The organism is Clostridia bacterium (assembly GCA_026414765.1).
Classification (GTDB): Bacteria; Bacillota; Clostridia; order Acetivibrionales; family DSM-27016; genus SKW86.
This window is the reverse complement of sequence record JAOAIJ010000020.1, coordinates 14,971-26,724: the sequence shown is the minus strand read 5'-3', so window position 1 is coordinate 26,724 and position 11,754 is coordinate 14,971. Positions and strand designations below refer to the sequence as shown.

Sequence of the window (11,754 nt, the reverse complement as noted above, 5' to 3'; positions counted from 1 at the left end):
AATACACCCTCCTCCAGCTCACTTTTCTGCAGTTAATATGAATACCGACGGTTTTTCACCTATATTGTTGTATTCTGAAGAGTAGTTGTTTTCATGCTCCAAAATTTCAATATTTATATTGCTGAATCCTGCATTTATAAACCATTTTTTTACTTCTGATGTAGAAAAACCGCTCCAGACGTCATGCATTCTTTTTTTCATTTCCGCATTTTTATGCTTTTGAAAATCTGCAATTACCGCTATACCCTCAGGTCTTACAATGCGGTACATTTCCTGAATGATCTCTTCAGGTTCTTCTATATGGTGCAGGAACATACTGGCGAAAACAACATCAGCTATAGAATCCTTCAACGGCACTTCCTGAGCTTCTGTTTCTATGGTTTCAATATTCTTTATTCCGGCCTCAGCCGCCTTTTTATTGAGTAGCTCCAGCATTTTGCTGGAAATATCTATTGCAATAACCTTATCAACCATTCCCGATACAGCTCTGGAAATATACCCGTCTCCACACCCGAGATCAACCACAGTCATATTTTTCATCAGTATTCCCATATCTACTATCCTGTTTTTGATAGACTGATCATAATACTCACGGCTGATTTCTTCCCACTCTGGCGCAACCTGATTAAAGAATTCCTTTAGTTCACCTTCACTTGCCGAATAAGTTTGAGAATCACCTGCCGACAGCCAGCTTATAAGTGCATTCCGGCTAAAACGCCACTCGCGTCCGATTTTTCTTGCAGGGACCTTATCCTCTTTCAGCAACTTTATAAAGGTTTTTACACTTACTCCAAACAGCTGTGCAGCTTCATCCAATGTAAGTATTTCCTTCTCCATATTTATTCCGTCCAACTCTCAAGATATTTTTTCTGTTCTTCAGACAGCTTATCTATTTTTATACCCCATGAATCAAGTTTCATATTTGCAACCCTATGGTCTATCTCTGAAGGTACATCTATTACTTTTTTGCCAAGGCTCTTGTGATTTTCCAGTACATACTTTGCGCTAAGAGCCTGAAGTGCAAAACTCATATCCATAATTTCTGCAGGATGTCCGTCTCCCGCTGCAAGATTTACCAGTCTTCCTTCAGCAAGCAGATTTATCCACCTTCCGTCTGCCATCTTATAACCCATAATATTCCTTCTCTGTTCTTTCTTCTCTACAGCAAGCTTTTCAAGCTCAGGAATGCATATTTCAACATCAAAGTGCCCTGCGTTGCAAAGTATTGCTCCATTTTTCATTACCTTATAATGATCTTCATATATTACTCTGCTGCACCCGGTTACAGTTACGAATATGTCACCGTGTTTTGCTGCCTCATCCATCTTCATGACTTTAAAACCATCCATAACAGCCTCTGTTGCCTTAATAGGATCTATTTCACAGACTATTACATTTGCACCTAACCCTTTTGCCCTCATTGCTATACCTTTTCCACACCAGCCATAACCTATTACTACTACATCTTTAGCCGCAACTATCAGGTTAGTTGTTCTGTTAATCCCATCCCATACGGACTGTCCGGTTCCATAGCGATTGTCAAACAAATATTTGCAGTATGCATTATTTACTGCAACCATCGGAAATAAAAGAGCACCTTCCTTTTCCATGGCCTTCAGTCTCAAAACACCGGTGGTAGTCTCTTCGCATCCTCCTATAACACTTGGAAGAAGATGTTTTTCGGTTGTGTGCAAAAGATGAATAAGGTCGCCACCATCATCTATTATTATGTTGGGCTTATCTCCCAAAGCCATCTTCAAATGTTCAGCATACTCTTCCTTGGTTGAATTATACCACGCATATACATCAAGCCCGTCAGCTGCAAGACCTGCGGCAACGTCATCCTGTGTAGAAAGAGGATTGCTTCCCGTAACGGATACATGTGCTCCCCCTGCGGCTATTACCTTAGCCAGATATGCAGTCTTCGCTTCCAGGTGAACCGATACGGTCACATTTATGCCTTTAAAGGGTTGTTCTTTTGAAAATTCCTCTTCTAAGCTCCGAAGAAGCGGCATGTTTTTTCTAACCCATTCAATTTTCTTTCTTCCTGAATCCGCCATATTGATGTCACGTATAACACTTTTCATTTAAATACCTCCATTGATCGTTTTTAGTACAAACAAGTACTAATTATATATGCTTATAAGTTATTTTGAATAATTTTATATACATCCATATACCATTGTATACAAATTATATTAATTTATCAACACTTATTTTTATCTATATTCACTTAAATTCATTCAAACCTACACTGTTTGCTGTCATAAAACTTAATCAATACAAAGTTTTTGCATTTGTGTGTTTTTAATACATTTTGCAATTACAATGAAAAATAAAAAGGAATGCTTTACGCACTCCTTAATCCATTTATGCCATTAACATTTTTTATGATTGTCTACAGATACACTATTTCATAATTCTCCCAATCCGCAAGTAATATGTCCGACTGCATCAGAATCTTAACCGTATGTCTAAACTTTATGTCGCTGTAACTGTCTCCTTTTATTCTGAATTTCACAGATACATTTTTATCTTCAATACGTCCCACTGCTTCAAACTCAGTATCTTCAGCAACTTCGTCATATACCAGGTATTCAGCTTCAAAACTGACGTCCCGTAACTGTTTTACATTCTTTTTGTATATATGTTCCCCAGACGCAAATAAATGCTTCATTCCGCACCCCATTTCGAATAATCAAACCAATATGCCCATACCAGCTGCTGAAAAGCATATGGAGAATTACCGGTAAGTAAAAACTTGTTATGGTAAATTTAGCTTATCAATTTTATTGCCATTCTGCAACAATAGCTTTTACCAGATTTGTAAATTTCTCCTCTACTCTTTTTGCTGTCTGCATTACCTCTTCATGGTTTAGAGGTTGATCCAGTATACCGGCTGCCATGTTGGTAATACACGACATGCCGAGTACTCTCATTCCGGCATGTCGGGCTGCTATGACTTCAGGTACGGTAGACATGCCTACCGCATCAGCCCCCAGTATAGAAAGTGCACGTATTTCTGCAGGAGTTTCATACATGGGTCCCTGAGCAAATGCATATATACCTTCCTGTACATCAATTCCCAACTTACCTGCAGTGTCTTTGGCAATATTTATCAAACTTCTGCTGTACGCCTCACTCATGTCAGGGAATCTTACACCAAACTCATTTACATTTTTCCCCCTTAAGGGTGAGGGTGCAAAAAAGCTGATATGATCTTTGATAAGCATCAACGCTCCTGATTTGAATTCCTTATTTATTCCTCCTGCCGCATTGGTAACAAGAAGATCATTTATTCCGAGAAGCTTAAAAACTCTGATATGATAAATAACTTGGGAAATATCATATCCTTCATAATGATGAAATCTACCCTTCATAACCAATACAGTCTTTCCACCGATCTTTCCAGACACAAGCTTACCGGCATGTCCCTCTACAGTGGTGACCGGGAAATGAGGTATCTCAGTGTAGTCTATCTCTTCCGGGTTCTCAAGATGATTTACCAATGGTCCCAGACCAGATCCCAAAATTATTCCGATTACTGGTTTTTCTTTTATCCTTTCTTTTATGTACTTCGCAGTTTCAGAAACTTTTTCATAATAATCCTGATTATTTAAGTCCTGCATAATAACGCCTCCGAAAAATTTATGAATTATTCATGTATTATACCATTAAAAACAATTTTTTAAAACTTTCACCATGAACAAATGCTATCATACTTTACTCTGGACACCTCCTACTAACCGGCAAGTCTGAATTCCTCTGCGCAGGAAATATGAAGCACAATTTCCTGTATATCAAAAAAACGCCTTTCGGCGTTAAGTATTTGTCATCGTTATCCTCTTTTGTTCATCACAGATTACTATCTTGCGCTTATTATCCAGAAATGTTATAAGCATAACTTTTCCGTCCCATAAGTCTGCTATATGCTTCAAAGTCTCATAAGCATAGTTTAATTCCAGCTCCCTTCCGTCGTACTTGTGCTCAAGTATCAGTGTATTGTCTTTCTGAACCCATTCATCCACAACAATGTTAGGTATCCCACCCATACCCGTTGAAAATACAAGTGTATCCCTTATTGTCTTCCATCCTTCCTCATCCGGCACTTCAGAAATAACATAATCACGGTCTACCTTTATGTATTCAAAAAGATTCATCTCATTGCACAATTCATAAGTCAGATATCTCCTCAGGAAGGACTGATCTCTTTCAATCTCACGAACTTCAAAAATCTTATTTGGGTTGTCAGGGTATTTTCTGACTAAATCCTCAAAAATCTTAAAGCCTATATAATATGGATTAATACGTCCCTCATGCGGCCTTATTACCTGATTATGTCTCTTAAGAAATTCAAAATGCAACCCTTGTGTCAGTTCAAGTTTATTTAGTATAGTGTAATGCCAGAAGCTTGCCCATCCTTCATTCATTATTTTAGTTTCAATTTGGGGAACAAAGTACGTAGTTTCTTCTCTGACAATATCCAGCATGTCTTTTTCCCACTCACTTAACCTCCCATACTTTGATAAAAAATAAAGTATGTTTTCTTCAGGCTCTATTGGAATCTTATTAAGCTCTACGCCTGTATCCGTTTTTTGGTTTTTGGGATTTAAAAGAGGGAAATCATAGTCTTCTTTACTATAACGTTCAAGAACTGCCTTCCTTTTTTCATTTTCCGGAATCCTCTTTTCTCCAACTAATCTGGATGTTTGGTATTTAAGAGCATGTGCTGCATTCAGTATCCTCTCGACTTTTTTATATCCGATACCCGGATCGGCAATATAGGCTCTGATTCTGTTTGCATGATTCTTAAACATCTCTAGCGTATAGTCCGCTCTGGTGCCAATCTTAAACATTCTGTTGTTCTTAAAAAAATCATTATGTCCATAAACATGTGCAATGGTCAGTATCTGAAGAAGCAATGTATTATCCTTCATCAGGTATGCTATGCACGGATTTGCATTTATCACCATCTCATAAGCTAACCCTGATAAGTTATATCTGTTGAGGGTCTTGATTCTTTCATAAGCTTTTCCATAACTCCAATGCGGATAATGCGAAGGCATACCGATATATGTTTCATATCCCATCATATCTTCATAACTTATTATTTCAAATTCCTGATCATAATAATCAAGTCCTGCCTCTTTCGCAATTTCTTCTATCTTTTCATTCCATTTCTCCAGTTCTCTTATACTGTAATCCGCCACAATAACACCCCCTACCGAAATTACCAGTCACCGATTTTATTGTAAACTCATATTATCTCATTATTGTTTACCAAATTCCAACTGGCTTCCTAATCTTCATTTTCTTTGTCAAGAAGCTTTTTCAGGGCGCTATAAACATCTTCCTTCTTGGTCATGGTAACAATAGCAAAGTTTTTATGCCTTATATTCTTCTGAAAATCTGATTTAATTGTACTGCTGGAAGAGTAATAACCTGGAACAATTTCGCCATATCCGAACAAATTGCAAACATCACACAGCTTCTGGGCATATTCAATTGCTCTTTTATTATCTTCTGTCCAATTATCTCCGTCACTACAGTGAAAAGCATATATATTCCAACTTGTCGGGTTGTATCTCTGTTCAATTATTTCTAAAGCCTTTTCATACCCACTGCTTATGTAGGTCCCCCCAGATTCCCCTTTGTGAAAAAACTCATCTTCATTTACCTCTTTTGCAGTAGTTGTGTGAGCTACAAAAGCAACTTCAACATTAGAATACTTAAGTCTGATAAATTGGTATAGCAGGAAATAAAAACTCCTGGCCATGTATTTTTTGGTCTGATCCATAGAGCCTGAAACATCCATTATGCATATAACTACAGCATTATAATCCTTTTTATGATCCTCCCTGACTCTATGATATCTTAAGTCATCTTCCATAAAAGGAAACCTTTTTGTTACTGTAGCTTCGCTACGAGCCTCCATATTCTGATCATCTGCAGCTCCATCATAATCGCTATATAAATCATCAATATTTCCCTCGTTTTGTGCTTCAAACTCTTCCTGCGACCTGTTATACGCCTGCCTTCTTTTTATTTTCTCTACGACAGACCGCCTCTTTGCCAGTCGTGGTGGAATACCTTTACGCTGGTATCCTATTTTTTTTATACTTTTTATTGATTCAATCTCTGCGATTTTTTTCTTATCTATATCCGGAAGGTTCAAATCATCAAATAAATAATTTACAAGCTCTTCAATTGTAACCTCAGTCTCATATACATCTTCACCTTCCTGATTACCTGCCTGCCCGTTACCATTACTACCTTGCCCGGATTTATCCTCACCGATTTTATCCCCTCTTTTCTCAGTACCATCGCCTGAACCTACTCCAGGCCCGTTTTTTCCGTATATAAACTGATACTCTTTTATACCCTTTATGGGGATTTTTATTTTCTTATCCCTGCTCTGCCCGATAATGCTTTCTTCTGCAATAATGTTACCCAGGTTTTTCTTGATAGATTCCTCAACCAATTCTTTATGTCTCCGCCTGTCTTCTGAAGACCGGTCCCTCCCGCTGCTGCTAAACTCTCTAAAAATCGCCATTATGCTTCGCCTCCGGCATAAATGATAAAGAACCGACAACTATAAGATAAATATTATCAATTGCTTTATCAGTCTTTCCACAAATTATTTGCTGCGTACTTGAGTATAACATTGCAGCAGCAGTCACAGTATCCGTTTTTCTTCATTTCATCAACCATAGCATTATACTTTTCGTTCTGATCCTTATCTCTGACTTTTGCTTGGGTAATAATACGGCTCAGTTCTTTTACAGAAACCGTTAATTTTTTCTCTATAGCTTCCTTCAAAGGCTCATAGCTGTCAAAATCAAGTTTTCCTCCGTTGCGCAAGACAAAAAACATATATGCAGTAACATCAGACCTGAAGCCCTTTGCTGCAGAATCTGTGATCCCGATTTGCTCTTCTATCGATCTTAAAAACTTTTCGTCAGGTTCCAGTTCTTCTCCTGTGTTTGAATCCTTAATCTTTGTCTTGTTCACAAAAGCTTCTGCATGGTCCAGATAGTTGTTGAACAAACTCTCAGCCTGCTCCCTGTATCCGTGAATAAATGCTTTTGTCACTTCTTTCTCAAGCAACTTGTTGTATTCTTTCTTTATACTATCCTGAATAAAGCGTAAATACCGTTCTTTTTCCTCCTCACCTATTCCCAGCTCCTTTACAGCCCTAATCAAAGTCTCCATAACTGAAATAGGGTTTATACAATTATGTTCCGATTCAGATAATGCAGTATCCAGTGCTTTCATTATGAATCTTGTGGATATTCCCGTCATTCCTTCTCTCTGAGCTTCCTCATGCAGTTCAAATATGTCGATCTTTCTTGTCATACCCTTTTCTACAATTTCTTCACCGTTATATATTTTCAGCTTCGTCATCGGATCTATCTTGCTTGAGGGAGTCAAACGTGTGAGTATGGCAAACATTGAAGCAACTTCAATTGTGTGTGGAGCAATATGAGCTTTGAATTTGCTTTTCCTGAGTATCTTTTCATATATCTTTATTTCTTCATCAAGTTCAAGGCAGTAGGGAATTTCTACTTTTACTATTCTGTCAAGTATAGCTTCATTTGTATGATCGGACTTAAATTTGTTCCATTCCGCTTCATTTGAGTGAGCCAGAATTATTCCATCAAAGTATATCATGGAACCCTTTCCGGGCGACGGAATAGATTTCTCCTGAGTCGCTGTAATCATTGTATGGAGGTATTCAGTCTCATTTTTAAACACTTCTATGAACTCTACCAAACCCCTATTACCTACATTAAAAGCACCATTTAGTGATAGAACCCTTGGATCGTCCTCTGGATATAGGTCAATTTTAGAAATATCTACACTTCCTATGAGCACACTGGTATCCTGATTATTTGGGTCTACAGGAGGTACAACTCCTATTCCCTTTCTTGATCTTATTGAAAATCCTACTGTCTCAACAGGAAATTTTTCATACTCACCCTTCAACTCATTTTTCAGCCTATATCTGCAGACCGGACAAAGATCTCCTTCGATTTTCAAGTTGAGAATCTCTTCAAACTGCATTCTTAAATGCTTAGGAATCAAATGTAAAGGTTCTTCTCTCATTGGACAGCCTTTTAGTGCATAGACTGGAGAACTCATTTCCAAGGCCTTCTTTAGAGCTTCCATTAATGATGATTTACCTGAACCAACCGGTCCAACGAGATAAAGCACCTGCCTTGCTTCTTCACCTGCCATCGCTGCTGAATGAAAATACCTCACAATTTTCATAATCGTTTTATCTATCCCAAAAAAATCCTCTTCAAAGAATTTATATTTTTTTATGATATCATTGCCATAAATCCTTCTCAATCTTGGATTTTCATCAGTCTTTATCACATCTACGCCCTGGGAGGTTATCAGATTGTACATTCTCTGATGTGCCAGCATTGATACGTCAGGATTTTCTTTTACCATATCAAGATATTGCAGGAATGAACCTTCAAAACTTCTGTTTTTGCGTTCTTCCCTATCCTTAAGTATAATACTTGAAATATCTTGCTTAATCATATAATTTACCCCCTAAAAATTGATTAACCAGGTATGCTGCTCAGTTCATAAGGCCATACATATAGTAAAACAGAAGCCATATAAGAGTATATCTGCATAAAACCTGCTTTAAGCTACGACTGCAAACCTGCCAAATAGGTCTCTAATATTAAAATGTATTCATGAAACATAAATCTCAATACAGTTTTTATAGTCCTTTTTAAAATTGAATTTTGAAGTACCTTAATGCAAAATTCCAGTTTTTACACTAATGCTATCCTGAATATATGCTATAATAGGATTAGTGCGTTATTAAAAAACTTAGAACTGCTGTCAATTTGTTTTAGGGGGATTATAGTTTGAAATCCTATAAAAAAGTAATAAAACTTATAATATTTACAGCTTCCGCCATTTTATCAGGTATAAGCCTCTTTATAATATTCACAACAGCAAATATTAACAATACTGTATTAGAAGCATCTTACCATAGTCAGTTGTTTAGTAAACATGATATCTATAAAAAAGCACACTCTGTTATCAGTAGTTCTATGAACCAATATATTGATAGTTTGAAGAAAGCGTCTCCAGAGGATTTTGTGCAGCATAAGCAAGTGTTTGACCTGCTCCGAAAATCTGTTACACCTGATCTGGTAAAGTTTAACGTAGATTCTATAAGAGAAGGACTTTTTCAATATTTCCGCGGTGAAAGGAAATTCCTTCCTGACATCTATCTGAGTACATCAAAATCAGATTTAAAGGAGTCTACCGGAAATATTGAAAAAACGGGTACGGTTACAAGCCCGAATTCCCCTTATCAGGCACTGACAAAGATAGAAAAAATCAATCTTAGTGCTATTCTGCTCTATATAAATAGAAGTGATATATATGACACCTTCTTTAAAATAAAGTTTCTGTATTATGCTTTTGATCAGATACCCGGCTTCTTCATCCTGGTACTCTTTTTACTTGCATTTATAGGGATTTATACATGCAGCAAATTCACTTCCGCCACCAGATGGATTGCTGCTTTCACGCTTACAGGCGGAGTACTATCAATATTTTCAGGTATTGGATTGTTTTTTTATACCTACTCACTTATGCCGAAAAACATCTATCCATTGGTTATGTCCCTTCCTCTACAAAAAGATGTGGTTATCTCATATTTAGATGATTGTATAAAACCTATAGCCGTCTCTGCTTCTGTATTTGGAGTTTTTCTAATATTTTTGTCAGCAGCATTTTTCTATTTACCGGCGATAATACCATTACTTTTTTCTAGTAAAAAAACAAACAATAAAGAAAAGTTTGTTTTCAGTAATTCTTACAGGATTCTTAAAAATACTTTATTCGCTTTCTTCTGTCTCTTGCTATTGTCAGTCATTTTTTATAAGTTGAACGTAATTGCATCAGATTTTGAAGCTAACGGTTTCGGAATGGCCATTACAAAAATGAAAAATGCAAATACCGTTACGCAGATAATATCTGCCAAGGATGAGGCAGTTTATACTCTTCATGTAAAATTGGTAGACAGTAAAACTAATGCTCCTATCACAAACACAAAGATATTTGTTGATGGCAAATCAACTATTACGGATAAATACTTGAGCAAATCCATTCTGACGGATGAAGCTGGTACAGCCAAGTTTACACTTGATAAGGGAGCATTCAGGATCAGTTTTGACTCCGATAATTTCCCTACACAATATCAAATTCCTGCTGCATTATTCTGCGAATTGAAATCTGCTGGAACTACAATCATAACAGTAAATCTGGAAGAGCCTAAGACTGAAGTTCAGCCTTGGGGAATAGTTGAACTTGAGGTTCTTGACAAGGAGAATAAACCTGTAGCCGAACTTGAGCTAACCATTGATGGAATAGTTTCCGCTCCCGGCTTTCCAAACACTCTTTTTTCTGTAACAAATTCTGAAGGTATTGCTGTATTTAAGATTAATCCAGGGAAATACAAAATCGCTTTTGTCCCTGAAAAATTTCCTGGACAATACACGATTCCTGTACCCGTTGACGTGCTCGTATCAGCTGATTCTGTAACACGCTATACATTCCGTATTGTTGATGCTCCCAAGACTAAAGAGAAGAACTAATGTCCAACAAGGTAACATAAAAAAGTTTTTTGAATATTATGTACTACATATAATATTTGTAAAAAATGTTTAGGAGGCTAAACTATGTTACCGTATTACAGTTTCCCTTTTTTTCCCATAGATAGAAATGCTACCGGAATGCAACAGCAGCCCCAGCAATTTGTTTCACCTGCAATGCAGCAACCTACACCAATGGAACAAATACCACAATATGTAACTCCTGAAGATTTACCTATGGTTCAGACACCAGATATTTTCCCTCCAGCATTTAATATTCCAAATTCTCAATTGCCTGCTGCTCAGATTCCGCAAGTACAGCCTGCAGCAGCTCAGGTACAGCCCGTAATGCCCCAGGAGCAGATAAATGTTCCTACACAACCATTTCAGTGTCCATTTATGTCATCAAATAACGCAGGGACGTATGGCAATACCTATTCACCTTTAATTTCAAGGCCTGATGATCCACCGCCGATTCTAAGTAACAATCCTCCATCTACTGTAATAGCACTCTTCAAGGAGCTCACCGCTTATCCGAATTATGGTAACCCAAGCGGTAACGCAGATATTTTATACACAGGTAATAGGGGCGTTTGGACCTTCGAAATCCCTGCATTTTTATTTGTACCAGGCAATCTTGGTGGTAGCCAAATAGTTATACGTGGTGTCCTAGACGATATGGGTGATTTGCCTGCAAACAGGTATTCAGCCAGAATTACTATTAACGGCAATGTAGTTCATACGGGAAGAGTACCATTCGTACATGGAAGGCCTGCAGGCGGAAGATTTAACAATTGGAGAGACCTCACCCTTAATATACCTAACCTTAGGAGAAACAACAGAATAGTAATAGAGAATACCTCTAATGCAGGGGCAAACAACTGGATCGCATTCGACTGGATGGAGTTAAGAATCAGACCTAGGTAGAATTGTAGAATTGGGGACATTTCTCAACTTTAAAAACTTCACTCACTATATTAGTCACACAAGTAAATATGGAGGATATACTGTACCATAGAATTTTTCATTCTAGCACAACAGATCAAATTAACAACAAATAAAAGCTTAACACTCTATAAATCCTATAGGGATGGTTAAGCTTTTATGCATTAGTTATTCAATTAAT

9 protein-coding genes are annotated in these 11,754 nt (G+C 37.3%); 2 read left to right on the top strand and 7 right to left on the bottom strand.

Annotated features, from left to right (window positions below; all coding sequences use genetic code 11):
* Positions 1 to 18: 18 nt before the first annotated feature.
* The 7 genes from N3I35_07600 to N3I35_07570 form a co-directional block, all read right to left on the bottom strand.
* A complete protein-coding gene (locus tag N3I35_07600; GenBank protein MCX8129946.1) occupies positions 19 to 837 on the bottom strand; it encodes a methyltransferase domain-containing protein in 819 nt (272 codons plus the stop codon).
* Positions 838 to 839: 2 nt separating this feature from the next.
* Complete coding sequence (locus N3I35_07595; GenBank protein MCX8129945.1) at positions 840 to 2,087, bottom strand: adenosylhomocysteinase; 1,248 nt, start codon at positions 2,085 to 2,087, stop codon at positions 840 to 842.
* A 311-nt stretch (positions 2,088 to 2,398) separates the two neighbouring features.
* Positions 2,399 to 2,677, bottom strand: a complete 279-nt coding sequence (locus N3I35_07590; GenBank protein ID MCX8129944.1) for a hypothetical protein — start codon at positions 2,675 to 2,677, stop codon at positions 2,399 to 2,401.
* 112 nt (positions 2,678 to 2,789) lie between these two features.
* On the bottom strand, positions 2,790 to 3,629 hold the full coding sequence (locus N3I35_07585) for a purine-nucleoside phosphorylase (GenBank protein MCX8129943.1): 840 nt from the start codon (positions 3,627 to 3,629) through the stop codon (positions 2,790 to 2,792).
* Between the two features lie 192 nt (positions 3,630 to 3,821).
* Positions 3,822 to 5,210 carry a SpoVR family protein gene (locus N3I35_07580; protein MCX8129942.1) on the bottom strand — a complete coding sequence of 463 codons (1,389 nt, stop codon included), beginning with the start codon at positions 5,208 to 5,210 and terminating at the stop codon, positions 3,822 to 3,824.
* Between the two features lie 89 nt (positions 5,211 to 5,299).
* On the bottom strand, positions 5,300 to 6,553 hold the full coding sequence (gene yhbH, locus N3I35_07575) for a sporulation protein YhbH (protein ID MCX8129941.1): 1,254 nt from the start codon (positions 6,551 to 6,553) through the stop codon (positions 5,300 to 5,302).
* A 68-nt stretch (positions 6,554 to 6,621) separates the two neighbouring features.
* Positions 6,622 to 8,550, bottom strand: coding sequence for a PrkA family serine protein kinase (locus tag N3I35_07570; protein MCX8129940.1), 1,929 nt, complete (start codon positions 8,548 to 8,550; stop codon positions 6,622 to 6,624).
* Positions 8,551 to 8,888: 338 nt separating this feature from the next.
* On the opposite strand from N3I35_07570, the gene N3I35_07565 reads away from it, so the two are divergent.
* Positions 8,889 to 10,631, top strand: a complete 1,743-nt coding sequence (locus tag N3I35_07565) for a hypothetical protein (protein MCX8129939.1) — start codon at positions 8,889 to 8,891, stop codon at positions 10,629 to 10,631.
* A 396-nt stretch (positions 10,632 to 11,027) separates the two neighbouring features.
* Complete coding sequence (locus N3I35_07560; protein MCX8129938.1) at positions 11,028 to 11,555, top strand: hypothetical protein; 528 nt, start codon at positions 11,028 to 11,030, stop codon at positions 11,553 to 11,555.
* Positions 11,556 to 11,754: the final 199 nt, after the last annotated feature.

Excerpts from the sequence above, each read along its gene's own strand:
- N3I35_07600 (MCX8129946.1), bottom strand. The coding sequence starts at position 837 with ATGGAGAAGGAAATACTTACATTGGATGAAGCTGCACAGCTGTTTGGA.
- N3I35_07595 (MCX8129945.1), bottom strand. The coding sequence starts at position 2,087 with ATGAAAAGTGTTATACGTGACATCAATATGGCGGATTCAGGAAGAAAG.
- N3I35_07590 (MCX8129944.1), bottom strand. The coding sequence starts at position 2,677 with ATGAAGCATTTATTTGCGTCTGGGGAACATATATACAAAAAGAATGTA.
- N3I35_07585 (MCX8129943.1), bottom strand. The coding sequence starts at position 3,629 with ATGCAGGACTTAAATAATCAGGATTATTATGAAAAAGTTTCTGAAACT.
- yhbH (MCX8129941.1), bottom strand. The coding sequence starts at position 6,553 with ATGGCGATTTTTAGAGAGTTTAGCAGCAGCGGGAGGGACCGGTCTTCA.
- N3I35_07570 (MCX8129940.1), bottom strand. The coding sequence starts at position 8,550 with ATGATTAAGCAAGATATTTCAAGTATTATACTTAAGGATAGGGAAGAA.
- N3I35_07560 (MCX8129938.1), top strand. The coding sequence starts at position 11,028 with ATGTCATCAAATAACGCAGGGACGTATGGCAATACCTATTCACCTTTA.